At 70.5% G+C, this 19,047-nt stretch carries 14 protein-coding genes; 6 read left to right on the forward strand and 8 right to left on the reverse strand.

The window, feature by feature from the left end; all coding sequences use genetic code 11:
- Positions 1–579: 579 nt before the first annotated feature.
- The 3 genes from ACFTZL_RS21670 to ACFTZL_RS21680 all read left to right on the forward strand — a co-directional run bounded on the left by ACFTZL_RS21670 (position 580) and on the right by ACFTZL_RS21680 (position 4,923).
- On the forward strand, positions 580–2,955 hold the full coding sequence (locus ACFTZL_RS21670) for a polysaccharide lyase 8 family protein (RefSeq protein WP_382585153.1): 2,376 nt from the start codon (positions 580–582) through the stop codon (positions 2,953–2,955).
- Positions 2,956–3,109: 154 nt separating this feature from the next.
- Positions 3,110–4,693 carry an acyl-CoA carboxylase subunit beta gene (locus ACFTZL_RS21675; RefSeq protein WP_382585155.1) on the forward strand — a complete coding sequence of 528 codons (1,584 nt, stop codon included), beginning with the start codon at positions 3,110–3,112 and terminating at the stop codon, positions 4,691–4,693.
- A gap of 35 nt (positions 4,694–4,728) precedes the next feature.
- Entirely contained in the window at positions 4,729–4,923 is a 195-nt protein-coding gene (locus tag ACFTZL_RS21680) for an acyl-CoA carboxylase subunit epsilon (protein ID WP_382585158.1), read from the forward strand.
- A gap of 172 nt (positions 4,924–5,095) precedes the next feature.
- Here ACFTZL_RS21680 and ACFTZL_RS21685 read toward each other — a convergent pair whose 3' ends face one another.
- The 8 genes from ACFTZL_RS21685 to ACFTZL_RS21720 all read right to left on the reverse strand — a co-directional run bounded on the left by ACFTZL_RS21685 (position 5,096) and on the right by ACFTZL_RS21720 (position 15,792).
- A complete protein-coding gene (locus tag ACFTZL_RS21685; protein ID WP_009314218.1) occupies positions 5,096–5,677 on the reverse strand; it encodes an ATP/GTP-binding protein in 582 nt (193 codons plus the stop codon).
- Positions 5,658–6,236 (reverse strand): DUF742 domain-containing protein, encoded by a 579-nt coding sequence (locus ACFTZL_RS21690; protein WP_184598587.1) that lies wholly within the window; start codon positions 6,234–6,236, stop codon positions 5,658–5,660. The genes ACFTZL_RS21685 and ACFTZL_RS21690 overlap by 20 nt, the downstream gene beginning before the upstream one ends.
- 94 nt (positions 6,237–6,330) lie before the next feature.
- Complete coding sequence (locus tag ACFTZL_RS21695; protein WP_003993185.1) at positions 6,331–6,744, reverse strand: roadblock/LC7 domain-containing protein; 414 nt, start codon at positions 6,742–6,744, stop codon at positions 6,331–6,333.
- A 10-nt stretch (positions 6,745–6,754) separates the two neighbouring features.
- Positions 6,755–10,063: a nitrate- and nitrite sensing domain-containing protein gene (locus ACFTZL_RS21700; RefSeq protein WP_382585162.1), complete on the reverse strand. Its 3,309-nt coding sequence runs from the start codon at positions 10,061–10,063 to the stop codon at positions 6,755–6,757.
- Positions 10,064–10,440: 377 nt separating this feature from the next.
- Positions 10,441–11,016, reverse strand: coding sequence for an ATP/GTP-binding protein (locus tag ACFTZL_RS21705; RefSeq protein ID WP_104781463.1), 576 nt, complete (start codon positions 11,014–11,016; stop codon positions 10,441–10,443).
- On the reverse strand, positions 10,997–11,392 hold the full coding sequence (locus ACFTZL_RS21710) for a DUF742 domain-containing protein (RefSeq protein ID WP_382585165.1): 396 nt from the start codon (positions 11,390–11,392) through the stop codon (positions 10,997–10,999). The genes ACFTZL_RS21705 and ACFTZL_RS21710 overlap by 20 nt, the downstream gene beginning before the upstream one ends.
- A 110-nt stretch (positions 11,393–11,502) precedes the next feature.
- Entirely contained in the window at positions 11,503–11,916 is a 414-nt protein-coding gene (locus tag ACFTZL_RS21715; RefSeq protein ID WP_030667329.1) for a roadblock/LC7 domain-containing protein, read from the reverse strand.
- Positions 11,917–11,925: 9 nt separating this feature from the next.
- Positions 11,926–15,792, reverse strand: coding sequence for a nitrate- and nitrite sensing domain-containing protein (locus ACFTZL_RS21720; protein ID WP_382585167.1), 3,867 nt, complete (start codon positions 15,790–15,792; stop codon positions 11,926–11,928).
- Between the two features lie 600 nt (positions 15,793–16,392).
- On the opposite strand from ACFTZL_RS21720, the gene ACFTZL_RS21725 reads away from it, so the two are divergent.
- From ACFTZL_RS21725 to gltX, 3 genes are all read left to right on the forward strand, one after another.
- Positions 16,393–16,584 (forward strand): hypothetical protein, encoded by a 192-nt coding sequence (locus ACFTZL_RS21725; RefSeq protein ID WP_382585176.1) that lies wholly within the window; start codon positions 16,393–16,395, stop codon positions 16,582–16,584.
- 173 nt (positions 16,585–16,757) lie between these two features.
- Positions 16,758–17,534 carry a fumarylacetoacetate hydrolase family protein gene (locus ACFTZL_RS21730; protein WP_382585170.1) on the forward strand — a complete coding sequence of 259 codons (777 nt, stop codon included), beginning with the start codon at positions 16,758–16,760 and terminating at the stop codon, positions 17,532–17,534.
- Positions 17,527–19,011 carry a glutamate--tRNA ligase gene (gene gltX / locus ACFTZL_RS21735; RefSeq protein ID WP_382585173.1) on the forward strand — a complete coding sequence of 495 codons (1,485 nt, stop codon included), beginning with the start codon at positions 17,527–17,529 and terminating at the stop codon, positions 19,009–19,011. The genes ACFTZL_RS21730 and gltX overlap by 8 nt, the downstream gene beginning before the upstream one ends.
- Positions 19,012–19,047 lie beyond the last annotated feature (36 nt).

Below are 19,047 nucleotides of genomic sequence, written 5' to 3' on the forward strand. Positions count from 1 at the left end.
CCCCCGCCCGTGCCCGAGCCCCGGCCGCGCTCGAGCCCCGCGTGTCGGCCTGCGCCTGAGCCCTCGCTCGAGGCCCGGGACCCGCTCGAGCCCCGGGACCCGGTCGAGCCCCGGGACCCGCACGAGCCCGGCCGTTGCCGAGCCCCCGCCCGAGCCCGAGCCCCGGCCGCGCTCGAGCCCCGCGTGTCGGCCTGCGCCTGAGCCCTCGCTCGAGGCCCGGGACCCGCCCGAGGCCCGGGACCCGCACGAGCCCGGCCGTTGCCGAGCCCCCGCCCGAGCCCCGCCCGCGCTTCGTTGCCGGCGCCTGCTCGGCCCCCGGCCCGTGCTCGTTCCCCAGCCCGCGCCCGGCTCCCCGGCCCCGTCGTGCCCTCTCCCCACCGCCTGCCTCCTTGCCCCTCCCGGGCCCGCACCCGCCGAACCGCTCACCCGGCTTGCCGTCAGGCAGCCCCGGCGGCCAGCCGTCCCGCAGGGCGGCGCAGCGGGACCGCTCGCCTCTCCGCGTCCCCCCGTTCCCCCATCCCGGTCACTCCGGCCGGATCCTCCGTTCAGGTGACCGTCTCCCCGTGGTAGGGCATGGGCATGACTCCCCAGCGTCGTGTCTTCACTCGCCGTACGGCCAAGGCCGCCGCCACCCTGTTCCGCCCCAGCCGCCGGGCCCTGCTGGTCGCGGCCGCGGCGCTGGCGGCGACCGGCGGGGCGGCGCCCGCGCCCCGCGGCACGGATGCTCCCGACGCCGATCCGTACGACACCCTCCGCCGGCGCTGGCTCGGCATCGCGCTCGGTGACGGCTACGACCCGGCCGCGGAGCCGTACGCCTCCCGGCTCGCCGAGACCGGTGAACTCGCCCGCGCCCTGCGCGCCTCCATGGCCCCGGCGGCGAACTCCCTCTGGCCCGGGCACCCCTTCGACCCGCCGGCCGGCATCACCCTCAGCTACGGCCGCCTGTGGACCATGACCCAGGCCTACGCCCAGCAGGGCACCGGCTCGACCGCCGACCCGGACCTCCTCGCCGACGTCCTGCGCGGCCTCGACCACCTCTCCGCGACCGTCTACAACCCCTCCACCACCCGCTACGGCAACTGGTGGGAATGGCAGATCGGCAGCCCTCGCCTGCTCACGGACATCACAGCCGCCCTGTACGACGAGCTGGGCGACCCCCGCGTCCGGGCCGCCTGCGCCGCCGTCGATCACTTCGTCCCCGACTCGGCCCTCGGCGACTACACCGGTACCTCCACCGGCGCCAACCGTGTCGACCTGTGCCGCTCCGTCGCCCTGCGCGGCATCCTCGGTCGCGACCCGGCCAAGATCGCCCTCGCCCGTGACGCGCTCTCCCCGGTCTTCCCGTACGTCACCCGGGGCGACGGCCTCTACGCCGACGGCTCCTTCGTCCAGCACACCTGGGTCGCCTACTCGGGCACCTACGGACAGGTCATGCTCGACGGCCTCGGCCGGCTCTTCGCCCTGCTCGCCGGATCCGACTGGGCGGTCACCGACCCCGACCGGCAGATCATCCTCGACAGCGTCGAGCAGGCCTACGCGCCGCTCCTCCACGACGGACTGGTCATGGACAGCGTCAACGGCCGGGCCATCAGCCGCGGTTACCTCAGCACCGACGACCGCAAGGTCATGCGCAGCGACCACTTCCACGGACAGCAGCTCATCGCGGCCATCGCCCTCCTCGCGGCCGCCGCGACCCCCGCGGAACGCGACCGCTGGCACGCCCGTATCAAGGGCTGGATCGAACGGGACACGGTCACCCCGATCCTGACGGCACCCCAGTTCGGCGTGGCCGACCTGGCCCGGCTGCACGCCATCGCCGCCTCGCCCGCCCCGGCCGCACCCGAACCCACCGGACACCACCTCTTCGCCGCCATGGACCGTGCCGTCCACCGCCGCCCCGGCTTCACCGTGAACATCGCCATGGCCAGCGACCGCATCGCCCACTACGAGTGCGGCAACGGCGAGAACCCACGCGGCTGGCACACCGGCGCGGGGATGGTGAGCTGGTGGTCCGGTACGAGCGACCAGTACACGGACTGGTTCTGGCCGACGGTGGACTGGTACCGCCTGCCCGGCACCACCGTCTCCACCAAACGCCTGGCCGACCGGGAAGGCGGCGAGTGGGGCACCGCCCGCCCGGACGCGCGCTGGGTCGGCGGCACCACCGACGGCGCGTACGCGGCGCTCGGCCAGCACCTCAAAGGCCTCGGCTCCACCCTCCAGGCCCGCAAGTCCTGGTTCTGCCTCGCGGACGCGGTGATCTGCCTCGGCGCCGGGATCAGCAGTGCCGACGGCGTCCCGGTGGAGACGATCGTCGACAACCGCAACCTCGGCGAGTCCGGCACCCAGCGCTTCGTGAAGGGCCCGAACTGGGCCCACCTGGAGGACCACGGCGGCTGGGTCCTGCTCGGCCGTGAGCCGAAGGCGCTGCGCGAGGACCGCACCGGCGCCTGGTCCGACATCAACACCGGCAGCACGCCGGAGCGGCGCACCCGCCGCTGGCAGACCCTCTGGCTCGACCACGGCACCGACCCGGAGGACGCCACGTACGCCTACGTCCTCATGCCCGGGGCGTCCCGCCGCGCGGTCGCCCGCCGCGCCGTCGACCGCCGCTGGCTGTCGGTCCTCGCCAACGACGCGACCTGCCAGGCGGTCACCGTGCCCTCCCTCGGCTGCACGGCCGCGAACTTCTGGCAGGCCGGCACGGCGGGCCCGCTCACCGCTTCCGCCGGCGCGAGCGTGCTGACCGTCCGCCGGGGCCGTACCGCTACCCTCTGTGCGAGCGAGCCGCCCCGCACGGGCAAGCCGCTGGAGATCACCTGGGACCGCCCGGTCCGCCGGATCATCGGCGCGGACGAGACCGTCGAGGTGCTCTCGACCGGCCCTCGACTGAGGCTGCGCGTCACCCCGGGGGAGGTATGCGCCACGCACCGATGTGAGGTGACTCTCGGTTGAGGTCTTTGTGCGACCCCTACAAGCCGCACACCCTCTGAGCAGTCGGATTGGCTGCACTCCGCCATGGTTCTGTTCAGGGGTACCAGGAAAACACGCTGGAGACTGTGAGGAGTCGACGGCCCGCTTTCCTGGGTTGGCTTCGTATGGTCGCTACATGACCGTTTTGGATGAGGCGCCGGGTGAGCCGACCGACGCGCGCGGACGCGTGGCCGAACTGCACGAGATCCGTGCGCAGGCGGTGGCCGGACCGAGCGAGAAGGCGACCAAGGCGCAGCACGCCAAGGGCAAGCTGACCGCGCGGGAGCGCATCGAGCTGCTCCTCGACCCGGATTCCTTCCGCGAGGTCGAGCAGCTCCGCCGGCACCGGGCCACGGGCTTCGGCCTGGAGGCCAAGAAGCCGTACACCGACGGTGTGATCACCGGCTGGGGGACGGTGGAGGGCCGGACGGTCTTCGTCTACGCCCATGACTTCCGGGTCTTCGGCGGCGCGCTGGGCGAGGCCCACGCCACCAAGATCCACAAGATCATGGACATGGCCATCTCGGCCGGGGCCCCTCTGGTCTCGCTGAACGACGGCGCCGGCGCCCGTATCCAGGAGGGCGTCTCCGCGCTCGCCGGCTACGGCGGCATCTTCCAGCGCAACACCAAGGCGTCGGGCGTGATCCCGCAGATCTCGGTGATGCTCGGCCCGTGTGCGGGCGGCGCGGCCTACAGCCCCGCCCTGACGGACTTCGTGTTCATGGTCCGCGAGACCTCGCAGATGTTCATCACCGGCCCGGACGTCGTCAAGGCGGTCACCGGCGAGGAGATCACCCAGAACGGCCTCGGCGGCGCCGACGTGCACGCGGAGACCAGCGGCGTCTCCCACTTCGCGTACGACGACGAGGAGACCTGCATCGCTGAGGTCCGCTACCTCCTCTCGCTGCTCCCGCAGAACAACCGCGAGAACCCGCCGCGCGCGCAGGCCACGGACGCGGTGGACCGCCGCTCGGACGTCCTCCTGGACCTGGTCCCGGCGGACGGCAACCGGCCGTACGACATGGCCAAGGTCATCGAGGAGATCGTCGACGACGGCGACTACCTGGAGGTCCACGAGCGCTGGGCGCGGAACATCATCTGCGCCCTGGGCCGGATGGACGGCCAGGTCGTCGGCATCGTCGCCAACCAGCCGCAGGCGCTCGCCGGCGTCCTGGACATCGAGGCCTCCGAGAAGGCGGCCCGCTTCGTCCAGATGTGCGACGCCTTCAACATCCCGATCATCACTCTTCTGGACGTACCCGGGTTCCTGCCCGGCGTCGACCAGGAGCACGGTGGGATCATCCGCCACGGCGCGAAGCTGCTCTACGCCTACTGCAACGCCACCGTGCCGAGGATCTCGCTGATCCTGCGCAAGGCCTACGGAGGTGCGTACATCGTCATGGACAGCCAGTCCATCGGTGCGGACCTCACCTACGCCTGGCCGACGAACGAGATCGCCGTCATGGGCGCGGAGGGTGCGGCCAACGTCATCTTCCGCCGCCAGATCGCCGAGGCCGAGGACCCCGAGGCCATGCGGGCCCGCATGGTCAAGGAGTACAAGTCCGAGCTGATGCACCCGTACTACGCGGCGGAGCGCGGCCTGGTCGACGACGTCATCGACCCCGCCGAGACCCGCGAGGTACTGATCAAGTCCCTCGCGATGCTCCAGACCAAGCACGCCGACCTGCCTTCCCGCAAGCACGGCAACCCTCCGCAGTAACCCAGCGGACATCTCTCTCACGGAGACTGACACCCATGGACACCCCTGACATCCGCGTCGAGAAGGGCCACGCCGAGCCCGAGGAAGTCGCCGCCATCACGGCGATCCTCCTGGCCCGCGCCGCCGCCCGCCCCACCGACCCGACCCCGACGCACCGCGGCCGCATCAAGGCCGGCTGGCGCCGCCTGGAACGCGAGCCGGGCTTCCGCGCCCCCCACAGCTGGCGCTGACCCCAGCACCCAAAGAGGCCCCTCCACCGGGAGGGGCCTCTTGCTTTTTGCTTTTGCTTTTGGCTTTTAGGGGCGCGGGGAACTGCGCGACAAGCCACGAACAACCCGCACCCGGCAACGCAACAGCCCCCGGCAACCCAGAGGCCGCCAGGGGCTGTCCCACAGCTACTGACTAACGAAGCCGTGCCATAAGCGCGTGCTCGACCAGCGTGATCAACGCCGACTTCGCATCGGCCCGATGCCGCGCATCCGTCGTGATGATCGGCGTGTCCGGCCCGATCTGCAGAGCCTCACGCACCTCGTCCGGGTTGTACGGCTGCTGCCCGTCGAAGCCGTTCAGTGCGATCACGAACGGCAGACCCGAGTTCTCGAAGTAGTCGACAGCCGGGAAGCAGTCGGCGAGACGCCGCGTGTCCACCAGGACGATCGCGCCGATGGCGCCGCGCACCAGGTCGTCCCACATGAACCAGAAGCGGTCCTGACCGGGCGTACCGAAGAGGTACAGGATCAGGTCCTGGTCCAGGGTGATACGGCCGAAGTCCATGGCGACCGTGGTGGTCGTCTTGTCCCCGGTGTGGGTGAGATCGTCGATGCCGGCCGAAGCTGACGTCATGACGGCCTCGGTACGCAGCGGGTTGATCTCCGAGACGGCCCCGACGAACGTGGTCTTGCCCACGCCGAAGCCACCCGCCACCACGATCTTCGCTGAGGTGGTGGAGCGGGAAGGACCGCCGCTAGAGCTTGCGAAGTCCACTGAGCACCCTTTCGAGCAGTGTCACGTCTGGCTGGCCGCCGGCGTTCTCGTCGCCGCCGGGCTGATGGATGGCGACCAGTCCCGCCTCCGCCAAGTCGGCGACGAGGATCCTGGCCACGCCGAGAGGGATCGTGAGGAGCGCCGAGATCTCGGCGACCGACTTGATTTCCCGGCAGAGGTTGCAGATCCGCTGATGCTCGGGCAACTGGCCCTGCATCTGGTGCGGCTGCGCAGTGGTGTGCACCAGCGCCTCGATGGCGAGCTGGTAACGCGGGCGGGTCCGGCCACCGGTCATGGCGTACGGACGCACCAGCGGGTTGTTCGACGCCCCGGCGGGCGCGGGCTCGGGGGTGCGGCGCTGCGGCTGCACAGGCTGGATACGCGGGGCCGGTGGCTGGTCGTACGGCGACGGGCCGGGGCCCTGCGGCGCGTACGGCTGCCGGTGGCTCGGTGTGGAGGGGAAGTTGTAACGGTTCGGGTTCTGCGCACCGTCGTTCTGGCCCTGGGCAGGGCCGTACGACCAGTTGCCCGAAGACGAACCGCCTGGGGGTGTTGCCACTTTCTCCTCCTCCGACTGTGCCTGGCACCCATCGCTGTGGAGCCGCGTCCCGAAACTTTACGGCCACGGGACGCCAAAACGCACCGTCCGTCCGTTAGTTGAGCAGGCTCCCCTGGAGCTCCGCACGAAGGTCCGGTGTCAGGACCGTACCGGCTCGGTCGACCAGCAGTGCCATCTCGTACCCGATGAGACCGATGTCCGCCTCGGGATGTGCGAGAACCGCGAGGGACGAGCCGTCGGATACGGACATGATGAAGAGGAATCCCCGCTCCATCTCCACAACCGTCTGGTTCACAGCGCCTCCCTCGAAGATCCGGGAGGCGCCTGCCGTCAGGGACGTCAGGCCGGATGCGACGGCCGCGAGCTGGTCGGCGCGGTCGCGGGGGAAGCCTTCGGACATCGCCAGAAGGAGTCCGTCGGCGGAGACCACCACGGTGTGGGACACCCCCGGGGTGTTGTCCACGAAGTTGGTGATCAACCAGTTCAGGTTCTGTGCCGCCTGGCTCATCGGGCTCACACTAACGCTCCTGGTTGTAGGTGCTGTCAGGACCGAAGCCCTGGCCGTTCGTTTCACTGCCTGCGTTGCGTCCGCGTTCCACGCCGCGACGCAGGTTGCTCAGCCTGCCCCGGACGTCCTCCGGGGCGCGGGAGACCTGCGGGCCTCCCTGGGGGGTGTTCTCGGCGGCACCCTCGATCAGGTTGGCCTTGGGTACCCGCCTCGGCAGGCCGGAGGAGGTGACCCCGCCGGCCCTGGGCTTCCGGAGCTGCGAAGCCTGCTGCCACCGCTCGTCGTTAGCCGAGCGCCAGTCGCTGTCGCCGGTGCTCTCCGGGGTGGAAGCCGGAGGCTCCTGGCTCGCGTGCCGGGCGCCGCCCGTGCCGTTCGCACCGCTCGCAGTGGGTCCGCGGCGGGGGAGTCCCGCGTCGGTCATCGAGTGGGCGGCGGAGTGAGCCGGTCCCGGACGGTCGAAGCCTACGCGGTCCTGCTCACTTGCGTCAGCGGCCTGCGCAGATTCCGTTTCCTGGGCCTGAGAAGGGTACTGGCTCGGGTAGCCGTTCTGGTAACCGTCCTGCTGCGGCCAGTCGTCCTGGTGACGCCGCTGCTCGAACGCGGCGAAACCGCCCTGCCCGCTCGCACCCTGCGCCGGGGGCTCCTCCTGAGCCGGCTCCGCATAGGAGGGCTCCGGGTAGCCGCCGTTCGGCGAGAAGGTGTCGTTCTGCGGCAGGCCGCCGTTGGGCGCGTAGTACTGCTCGTCGTACGCAGAGCGCTGCGGCTCCTCGTACGCCGTGTGCCGCTGCTCCTCGTACTGCGCCTGCTGGTCCTCGTACGTCGCCTGACGGTCGTACGCGGGGGGCTGCTGCTGGGGGTAGCCGGTCCGGCCCGTGTCGTAGGCCTGGCCGGTGTCGTAGCCCTGCTGCCCGTTGAAGTCCTCGGGGTACCCGTGCCCCTCGTCGGGGTCCTGCGGGTTGCGCCCGGGGAGGGCGGGCTGCTCGTGCGACTGGGACTCCAGGGCCGCCCGGCGCTCCTCGCGCATCAGGGAGCGGCCGACGGGGTCCAGCTCACGTATGTCGTCGGGGACCTCGGAGTAACGGCTGTCGTCGAAGCCGAGTTCCGCGGCCGTGCGCATGGGCTGGCTGAAGTTCTCGCCGCCGTAGTTCTGCTCGGGGATGATCTGCGAGACGGTGAACTCGTCGCGGTCCACGTGCTGCTCGCCGCCACCACCGTGGGTGATCGCGTCGGGCAGCATGACCAGCGAGGTCGTACCGGCCTGCTCGCCCGAGGGGCGGAGCTGGACGCGGATGCCGTGCCGGTCGGACAGCCGGCCGACCACGAAGAGGCCCATGCGCTGCGAGATCGCGGCGTCCACGGTCGGCGGGTTGGCCAGCTTGTGGTTGATGTCCGCGAAGTCCTCGGCGGTGAGGCCGATGCCCTTGTCGTGGATCTCGATCATGACCCGGCCGTCGGGGAGACGGGTGGCGGTCACGCGAACCTTGGTCTGCGGGGAGGAGAACGTCGTGGCGTTCTCCAGCAGCTCGGCGAGCAGGTGCACGAGGTCGGTCACGGCACGGCCGTGGATCTCGGCCTCCGGGACGCCCGAGAGCTCGACGCGCTCGTACTGCTCCACCTCGGAGGAGGCGGCGCGCAGCACGTCGACCAGCGGGACCGGCTGGTCCCAGCGGCGGCCGGGCTCCTCGCCGGCGAGGACCAGGAGGTTCTCGCCGTTGCGGCGCATACGGGTCGCGAGGTGGTCCAGCCGGAAGAGGTTCTCGAGCTGGTCCGGGTCGGCCTCGTTGTTCTCCAGGTCGGTGATCAGGGTCAGCTGGCCCTCGATCAGCGACTGGTTGCGGCGCGACAGGTTGGTGAAGATCGCGTTGATGTTGCCCCGCAGCAGGGCCTGCTCGGCGGCGAGCCGGACGGCCTCGCGGTGGACCTGGTCGAAGGCGCGGGCGACTTCGCCGATCTCGTCGGTGGTGGTGATCGGGATGGCCTGGACACGGGTGTCGACTCGGCCGGGGTCGGTGCGCGAGAGCTGGTCGACCAGCATCGGCAGACGCTGCTCGGCGATGCCGAAGGCGGCGTTGCGGAGCTGGCGCATCGAGCGGCTCATCTGTCGGGCCACCGCGCCGGCCAGGATGAAGGCGAGGAGCAGGGCGACCACGACGGCGGCACCGGTGATGTAGGCGTCCTGCTGGGCGCCGTCGGCGATGTCGGAGGCTTCGCTCACGGCCTTGTCGGCCATGTCCGCCTCGATCTTCTCGTACGCGTTGAACTTGAGCGTGTTGACCGCCCACCAGTTCTCGGCGGTGACGCCCTTCTCGGCGAGCGCGGCGCGGGCACTCGGGTCGGTGCTCGGGAGCGTCGCGACGGCCGAGACCATCGTCGTCGGGTTGGCCGGCGGGGGGACGTAGTCCGGGTTCTTGGCCTTGGCCTCCCGGGCCATCGCGGCGCCGTCGGTCTTCATCTTGGCCTCGGCCGTCTTGAGCTTGGCCGCGTCCTGCTCGGTACCGCCGCCGATGTACTCCTCGACGGCGATGCGCTCGAGGTAGGCGTACGAGGACAGGGCGATGCGCTGGCTGGCCAGGTTGCCGTCGTCCGGGCCCGGCTTGACCAGGATGTGCATGCCGATCGAGCGCTGCAGCGACAGGGCCGCCTTGGTGAGCTCGATGGCGTACACGGTCCGGCCGTAGCTGGTGATGTTGCCGGTGCCCAGGCCCAGCTCGTTGGCGAACTCCGTCAGCGGGTGGGCCACCTCGACGTAGCCCTCCTCGGTCTGCACACCCTTGAGCTTGGAGGTGTACGCGACCTGGCGCAGGGTCTGCAGCTTCGGCTCCGCCTCGCGGAACAGCTTCAGACGGCGCTCGAGGCCGGGCTTGGCCGGCATGCTCTGGGCCGCGGTGTCGAAGGCGTCGGCGGCCTCGTCGGTGGCCTTGCGGACCTGGGTGACGGTCGCCTTGTCCTGGGCCGTCTGGGCGCTGCCCTTCAGCAGGGGCGCCGCAGAGGTGTCGCGCTCGTTGTAGAGGGCGTTGGCATACAGCAGGGAGGCCCGCACCAGACGTGCGGTGTTCTGCGCGTCCTCGGCCTCCTGCCAGGTGTCGATCGAGCTCTTCACCTGGAAGCCGCCCATGACGAGGCCGACCATCACGGGTATGAGCAGGATCGCGTTGAGCCTGGTCGCCACGCGCCAGTTGCGCGGGGAGAAACGGCCGCTGCTCTCGGCAGGCGCGGCCGTCGGCTCCGAACCGGGCACGGGGGCGGGCGCCGCTGTGCGCGGCGGCGGGGTGAAGTTGCCCCGGGCCGACGGCTCGGGACTGTTCTTGCTTCGCCTCACTCGACCAACAACCTCTCGGCGGTCGGCACCAACGTTGTGCCGCAGTGTCTCAGCGCCCAACACGCCATCGACGGACGAGTGCGTCATTGACTATTGGGCAGTTCAGGCATTCCAGCACGACGACCTGCGCTCTTCCAAACAGTCCGAGGAGGGGAATCCGAGTGATGTAAGCCCCAGATAAAACGGTCATAAAGAGCGAGCCCCGCCAAAAGGCGGGGCGATTGTGCGCGCAGCGAGACCGGATGTGCGCGACGAGTGGCCGTACCACCCGATTCCACTGCCGAAACGTTATGAACACCTTGGCCGACCGTGTCAAAGGACACAGTCGGCTCCGGTGCATCTACGACAACTGCCGTATGGTGCTCTTGAATTGGGTGCTATCTCAGCCGTGCCATCAAAGCGTGCTCGACCAGCGTGATCAGGGCACTCTTCGCATCGGCCCGGTGGCGGGCGTCCGTCGTGATGATCGGGGTGTCCGGCCCGATCTGCAACGCCTCGCGCACCTCCTCGGGCTGGTAGGGCTGCTGGCCGTCGAAGCCGTTCAGCGCGACGACGAAGGGCAGGCCGCTGTTCTCGAAGTAGTCGACGGCCGGGAAGCAGTCGGCCAGCCGGCGCGTGTCCACCAGGACCACCGCGCCGATGGCGCCGCGCACCAGGTCGTCCCACATGAACCAGAAGCGGTCCTGGCCCGGCGTACCGAAGAGGTACAGGATCAGGTCCTGGTCCAGGGTGATACGGCCGAAGTCCATGGCCACCGTGGTGGTGGTCTTGTCCCCGGTGTGGGTCAGGTCGTCGATCCCCGCGCTGGCGGAGGTCATGACGGCCTCCGTGCGCAGCGGGTTGATCTCCGATACGGCACCGACGAACGTGGTCTTGCCCACGCCGAAGCCGCCCGCCACCACGATCTTCGCGGAGGTGGTGGAACGACCCGCGTCAGAGCTTGCGAAGTCCACTGAGCACCCTTTCGAGCAGTGTCACGTCCGGTGCGCCGGTGGCGTCGTCGCCGCCCGGCTGGTGGATCGCGACGAGACCGGCCTCCGCGAGGTCCGCGACGAGGATCCTGGCCACACCCAGCGGCATGTTGAGCAGCGCCGAGACCTCGGCGACCGACTTCACCTCACGGCACAGGTGGCAGATGCGCTGGTGCTCCGGCAGCAGCCCCATGAGTGCCGCGGGGTCCGCGGTCGTGCTGATCAGAGCCTCGATGGCCAGCTGGTAGCGCGGCCGCGTCCGGCCGCCGGTCATGGCATAAGGCCGTACCAGCGGCTGGTCGCCCTCGTCCTCGTACGGCACCGCGTACGGATCATGAGAGGCGGGGGGCGGGGTCATGGGTCCTCCGGGCGGGACAGCAAGTCGGTCAGTCGAGCCGTCTGACGGGGCCTGTGTGGGGTGTGTGGCGGCCGGACGGTGATGTGGTGAGACGGGTGGTGCCGGGCCGTTCAGTGGAGCAGACTGCCTTGGAGCTCAGCTCGCAGGTCGGGGGTGAGGACCGCGCCCGCGCGGTCGACCAGGAGCGCCATCTCGTAGCCGACGAGGCCGATGTCGCAATCGGGGTGTGCCAGGACGGCCAGCGACGAGCCGTCCGAGACGGACATCAGGAACAGGAAACCCCGCTCCATCTCCACGACCGTCTGTGCGACGTCGCCCCCCTCGAAGATCCGGGAGGCGCCTGCCGTCAGGGACGTCAGGCCCGAGGCGACGGCCGCGAGCTGGTCCGCGCGGTCACGCGGGAAGCCCTCCGACATCGCCAGGAGGAGACCGTCGGCGGACACGACGACGGTGTGGGACACCCCGGGGGTGTTGTCCACGAAGTTGGTGATCAACCAGTTGAGGTTCTGTGCCGCCTGGCTCATCGGACTCAACTAACGCTCCTGCTGGTGAGAGGGTCGAGGGAAGCTGCCGGTCTGGGTGGACCCGGCCTGACGACCCTGTGCGATACCGCGACGGAGATTGGTCAGCCGGCCCCGGACGTCATCGGGCGCCCGGGAGATCTGCGGACCGCTCTGCTGTGCCGGTTGCTGCTGAGCCGTGCCCGCGACGAGGTTCGCCCGGGGCACACGGCGCGGCAGGCCGGAGGTGGTGACACCGCCCGCGGCGGGCTGGCGGACGCGCTCGGCCTGGCGGCCGAGGTCGTCGTTCGGTGAGCTGCGCCAGCCGGCGGGGGCGGAAGACCGCTGCGGACCGGTGGGTCCCTGCGGTTGCTGCGGGGCCGGAGCCGAGCCGTTGTTCTGCGGCTGCTGCTCCTGGTGCTCCTGCTGGCCGTGTTGGCCGTGTTGGCCGTGGAACCAGTTGGTCTCCAGTGTGTCGTACAGCGGCGTACGCCCGTCGCCCGGACCGGACGCCGGCGGCAGGGCCTCGGGCTCCTGCCGGGCGGGCCGGGCCTGCGGGGCAGGCGGCCGCGGGGCACCGAAGTCGGACCCGCCCCGGCCGCCGTTGACCTGAGGCCGCTCGAACTGGCCCCTGCCACCGGGGTCGGCCGGGGTGGCCGGACCCGGAAGGGTGGGTCGGCCGGAGCCGTTGTCCTGGCGGGGTGCCGGGTACTGGCCGGTCGACCCGTTGTCCTGGCGCGGCGCGGGGTACTGGCTGCCGCTGTTGTCCTGGCGCTGCGCCGGGTACTGGCCCGTGGAGCCGTTGTCGTAGGACTGCGGGGCCTGCGGGGCCGGGTACTGGCCCGTCGTGGACGACCCGTCGCGGCGGCCGGCCGGGGAGCCGAAGACGTCCGGGCGGACGAACTGACCCGGGTCGTGCGATCCGTTCGTGCCGGAGGCGTACTGGTCCGGGTGCTGGGGGCCGCCCATGCCGAAGTCGGCCGGCGAGCCGGGGGCGTGCCGGTCGTCGTCACGCGGCACGGCCGGGATCTCCGCCGTCGCGCCCGGGCCCTGGCGGTCGTCGATCCGCGGCATCTGAGACGTACGGGAGACGTCCGGCTCGTCGTGACCACGCGGGGCGTCCAGCGAAGGACGGGGCACCGGCGGCTGGGCGTTCTCGTCGCTCCAGCTCGGCACGCGCGGCTGCGAGTCGCCACCGGGCAGCTCGGCACGCGGACCGTCGCGCGGCGGAAGCTGCGGCCGACGGCCCTGGCCCTGCTCGGCGTTGCCGCCCGGGCGCTGCTGGCCACGGCCGCCGCCGAAGGCGTCTTGGCCCTGCGGCCCGTTCGTGCCCGCGGCCTGCAGACCCTGCGGGGCACCCGGAGCCTGCCCGAACCCGGCACCGGCCGGAGCCGGACGGCCCTGCGGGGGCGCGGGGGGAGCACCCTGATCGAACAACGACGAGGACTTCTCGGGACCTTGGGGTCCGCGCGCTCCGCCCGGCGCTCCCGGACGGCCACCGTCCGCGTCCCGCCCGGGCAGCGCGGCTCGCGGGCTCTGGCCCGGAGCGAGCCGGCCCGCGCCGGAGGCACCGGCACCGAAGGCACCGCCACCGGAGGGACCCGCCCCGAGCGCGCCGCCGCCCTGGCCGGCACCGGCAACCGCGCCACGCCGGGCCGCGGCCACACCGGCGGCGGCCTGCGCTGCGGCCGGGCCGCCGCCTCCGAGCGGCGGCTGGCCGGGCTGCTTGGGCTGGGGCTTCCTGCCGCCCTGGGCGACATCGACGGGCAGCATGACCAGCGCGGTCGTACCACCGGAGTCGGACGGGCGGAGCTGGATGCGGATGCCGTGCCGCTGCGACAGACGGCCGACCACGAACAGACCCATGCGGCGGGAGACGGAGACGTCCACCGTCGGGGGAGAGGCGAGCCGCTCGTTGATCGCGGCCAGGTCCTCCGGCGACAGACCGATACCCGTGTCGTGGATCTCGATCAGCACACGGCCGTCGGGCAGCGCGTGACCGGTGACCTTGACCTTGGTCTGCGGCGAGGAGAACGAGGTCGCGTTCTCCAGCAGCTCGGCGAGCAGGTGCACGAGGTCGTTGACGACCCGGCCGGCCACTTCGGTGGTCGGCACGGCGGCCAGCTCGATGCGCTCGTACTGCTCCACCTCGGACGCGGCGGCGCGGAGCACGTCGACCAGCGGGACCGGGCGGGTCCAGCGGCGGCCGGGCTCCTCACCCGCGAGCACGAGGAGGTTCTCACCGTTACGGCGCATGCGCGTCGCGAGGTGGTCGAGCTTGAACAGCGAGGAGAGCTGGTCCGGGTCGGCCTCGCGGGACTCCAGCTCGGAGATGAGCGAGAGCTGGCGCTGGATCAGACCCTGGGAGCGGCGCGAGAGGTTGGTGAACATCGCGTTGACGTTGCCCCGCAGCAGGGCCTGCTCGGCGGCGAGCCGGACCGCCTCGCGGTGCACGTCGTCGAAGGCCGCGGCCACCCGGCCGATCTCGTCCCGGGAGTGCACACCGACCGACTCCACGGACGTGTCGACGTCCTGCGGGTCGGACTCGGAGAGCTGCTTGACCAGCTCGGGCAGCCGGTCGGAGGCGACCTTGGTCGCGGTCTCCTCCAGGCGGCGCAGCGAGCGGATCATGGAGCGGGCCACGACGAAGGCGCCGACCAGCGACACACCGAGCACGATCAGGATCAGCGCACCGGAGATGATCGCGTCGCGCTCCGTGGCGCTGCGCAGCTCGCGGGCCTTCTGTTCCATCTCCTCGAGCAGCGTGTGCTCGATGTTCTTCATCTGCTGGATCTTGGTGGAGCTGTCGTCCAGCCAGTCGCGGTAGGACCGCTTGTCCTGCTGGGCGAGACCGCTCGCGGAGACCAGGGCACGGCCCGCGTAGGTGTCGGTGGCCTTGATCGTGGAGTTGCCGCCGTCCTCGATCGGCTTGAGCAGCTCGGCGGCGGCGTCCTCGCCGTAGATGCTCTTGAAGCTGCGGATCTCGGACTTCTGGCTCTCCAGGGACGACTCGGCGTAGAGCCGGTCGTTCGGCGAGAGCTTGCCGGTCGTGGTGTTGCTCGCGGGCAGCGCCGCCGCGAGGGCCGCGCGCTGGACGGAGGAGTACTCCTTGGCGGAGGAGAAGGCCGCCAGTGCGCGAGTGCGCTGGATCATGTCCGGGTTGCTGGTCGCCTCCGCCATGTCCTGGGAGAGGTCGACCAGGTTCTCGATCAGACGGTGGTACGCCTCGATCGTCTGCGTGGAGTTGCCCTCGGAGGCGTAGGCGCTCTTGCGGATCTGCGCCAGGTCGCCCAGCTCGCCGGCGAGCTGGATGAGGTACTCGCGGACGCCCTTGAGGTTGCCTTCCTTGCTGGCGCTGTCGATCTCCTCGGAACTGTCGAGGAAGTTCTTCATCGCCCGGTCGGTCTTCTCACGCAGACCCTTGACCGTGAAGTCGGTCGCCTTGCCGCCGTGCGCGAGCGGGCCGGCCGACTGGTCGCGCTCCTCCTGGAGCGCGGCCGACAGCTCGGTGGCCTGCTTGGTCATGTCCGTCAGCAGCTTCATGTTGTCGAGCTGCTGGATGTCGTCCATGGACTGGTTGATACGCAGCGCGCCCAGCGAGGTGGCCGCGACCACCGGCAGAGCGAGCAGCGAGACCAGTCGGGTGGAGATGCGCCAGTTGCGCAGGGCTATTCGCGGGCCGGGGCCGGTGGGGCCCGTCGGCGGCTTCAGCGGCGGAGCCGGGCTCGCGGCCGCCGAGGGGGTCGATGTACCGGACCGCCCGGAGCGCTCACCGCCGTCGCCGGCCGAGCCCTGGTTCTGGGCGTGCTGGGGCGCGGGGCCGCCCTTCATGGCGCCAGTCCCGCCGTGCGGCTCCGGCTCCGCCGAAGCGCTGCCATCCCTCTTGAAACGTCCCTGCACTAGCGTCGCAACCTCTGGACCAGGCACCCCGTCGCGTGAGCGGCGGGACACGGTGTCGGCGTTCTGGGGACGCCCTGAGTACGCCCCCGTGGTGGTCGTGAGTGACCGGCGCTGGCTCCCCCTTCTCACCGCCACTCGGCGCGTCTGTGCGCCCCCTGTGCGCCGGCTCGATCCTGCGGCGGTCCGTGAGATTCCAGCACAGCACAGGATCTCCAACAAGGCCCGTAGGCCAGGCCGTGACATAGGTGACACCACGTGAGGGCCGGATCACCGGACGTAGAAAGTGAGTTCGTCCATTTCGGACGTAAACCCGCGAGTCGTCAAGCGGTGATGGGTGTCCCAGTCGCCATGATCAGGAGCGGAATGGTGGCTTCAGGGAGTTGATGTCCCTTTTATGGGGGTGGGGCATGAGTCCGGATTGACCGATTCGGCCTCTGATTCGTGAGGAAACTCACATGCTGATCATGGCCCCTCCGCGATTGCGCAGGGAATCCCATGTTTAGCCTGACGCTTTACAGAGATGGCAAAACCGACAACCCGCGCCCGGGGCGAAGTCCATGGACCCGCCCGGCGCCGTCACAGGACAGGGTCAAGTAAACAGTGAAGACGACGACGATGTTCCACAAGATCGCCAACCCGCGACGCACGACGCTGGCGCACTTGGACGACGCCGACGAACTGCAGACGCCGGAGCAGCCGGAGCACCGCGTCGAACTCCCCGCCCAGACCGCCAATCCCAAGCGCACCATCCTCACCGAGGTCCCCGTCGCGGCCGTCGCGGCCGCGGTGTGACGCCAGGTAGTACGCGCACCGGCCGCCGACTGCTCAAGGCGGCAGGACAGCAACATCGAGGGCGCCCTCCGACAGCGGGGGGCGCCCTTCATCATGAGCACGGCGCGGACACCCGCCCGCGTTAGCCTGGAGCGTCAGACTCCAGCCGCTTCAGTCAAGGGGCCAAGCATCCCGTGCGCATCGCCAGATTCTCCATCGACGGGAACGTCGCCTTCGGCGCCATCGAGGGCGAAAAGCAGGACGAGCTCGTCCTGGACATCATCAAGGGCATCCCTTTCGCGGACTTCGAACTCTCCGGTACGAAGGTGCCAGTGGGCAAGGTCAGGCTGCTGCCGCCGGTGCTTCCCAACAAGGTCGTGGCCTTCGGCCGCAATTACGCCGAGCACGCCAGGGAACTCGGCAACGAGGTCCCCGACGCCCCCTTCGCCTTCTTCAAGCCCTCCACCTCGGTGATCGGCCCCGGCGACGACATCCAGTACCCCTCCTTCTCCCAGGAGGTGCACCACGAGGCCGAGCTGGCCGTCGTCATCGGCCGGATGTGCCGCGAGGTCCCGCGCGAGCGCGTCAAGGACGTGATCTTCGGCTACACCTGCGCCAACGACATCACCGCCCGCGACGTCCAGAAGCGCGAGAAGCAGTGGGCCCGGGCCAAGGGCTTCGACTCCTCCTGCCCGCTCGGCCCCTGGGTGGAGACGGACCTGGACCCGAGTGATCTGACCATCCAGCTCACGGTCAACGGCCAGCAGCGCCAGCTCGGCCGTACGAGCGAGATGATCCACTCCATCGAGGACCTGATCGTCAACATCTCCGAGGCCATGACGCTGCTCCCCGGCGACGTGATCCTCACGGGCACCCCGGCTGGGGTCGGCCCCCTGAACGTCGGCGACGAGGTCGCCGTCACCATCGAAGGCATCGGCACTCTCACCAACAAGGTTGTCAAGCGTGGCTAGCGCACCCGGCACTCCCGTACGCGTCCGTTTCTGTCCGTCGCCCACCGGTAACCCCCACGTGGGCCTGGTCCGCACCGCCCTGTTCAACTGGGCGTTCGCCAAGCACCACCAGGGCACTCTGGTCTTCCGCATCGAGGACACCGACGCGGCCCGCGACTCCGAGGAGTCGTACACCCAGCTGCTCGACTCGATGCGCTGGCTGGGCTTCGACTGGGACGAGGGCCCCGAGGTCGGCGGCCCGCACGCGCCGTACCGCCAGTCGCAGCGCATGGACCTGTACAAGGACGTCGCGGCCAAGCTCCTCGACGCCGGCCACGCCTACCGCTGCTACTGCTCGCAGGACGAGCTGGACACCCGTCGCGAGGCCGCCCGCGCCGCCGGCAAGCCCTCCGGCTACGACGGCCACTGCCGCGAGCTGACCGACGCCCAGGTCGAGGAGTACAAGGCCCAGGGCCGGGAACCGATCGTCCGCTTCCGGATGCCCGACGAGACGATCACCTTCACGGACCTGGTCCGCGGCGAGCTGACCTTCACCCCGGAGAACGTCCCGGACTACGGCATCGTCCGCGCCAACGGCGCCCCGCTCTACACGCTGGTCAACCCGGTCGACGACGCCCTGATGGAGATCACCCACGTCCTGCGCGGCGAGGACCTGCTCTCCTCCACCCCGCGCCAGATCGCCCTGTACAAGGCGCTGACCGAGCTCGGCATCGCCAAGGAGACCCCCTCCTTCGGCCACCTGCCGTACGTCATGGGCGAGGGCAACAAGAAGCTCTCCAAGCGCGACCCGCAGTCGTCCCTCAACCTCTACCGGGAGCGCGGCTTCCTCCCCGAGGGCCTGCTCAACTACCTCTCCCTGCTCGGCTGGTCCCTCTCGGCCGACCAGGACGTCTTCTCGATCGACGAGATGATCGCGGCGTTCGAGATCTCCGACGTGAACCCCAACCCGGCCCGCTTCGACCTGAAGAAGTGCGAGGCCATCAACAGCGACCACATCCGCCTGCTGGACGTGAAGGACTTCACGGAGCGCTGCGCCCCGTGGCTCCGGGCCCCGTTCGCCCCCTGGGCCCCGGAGGCCTTCGACGAGGCGAAGTGGCAGGCCATCGCGCCGCACGCGCAGACCCGCCTCAAGGTGCTCTCCGAGATCACCGACAACGTCGACTTCCTGTTCCTGCCCGAGCCGGCGGTGGACGAGGCAAGCTGGACCAAGGCCATGAAGGAAGGCTCGGACGCCCTCCTGCGCACCGCCCGCGAGAAGCTGGAGGCCGCCGACTGGACCTCCGCCGAGTCGCTGAAGGAGGCCGTCCTGGCCGCCGGCGAGGCCCACGGCCTCAAGCTCGGCAAGGCCCAGGCCCCCGTCCGTGTCGCCGTCACCGGCCGCACGGTCGGCCTGCCGCTGTTCGAGTCCCTGGAGGTGCTGGGCAAGGAGCAGACCCTGGCCCGGATCGACGCGGCGCTGGCGAAGCTGGCCGCGTAACGCACCACCCACCACGAGGGCGGCGTCCGCTTCGGA

It is taken from the genome of Streptomyces sp. NPDC056948, from assembly GCF_042674225.1.
Taxonomy (GTDB): Bacteria; Actinomycetota; Actinomycetes; order Streptomycetales; family Streptomycetaceae; genus Streptomyces; species Streptomyces purpurascens.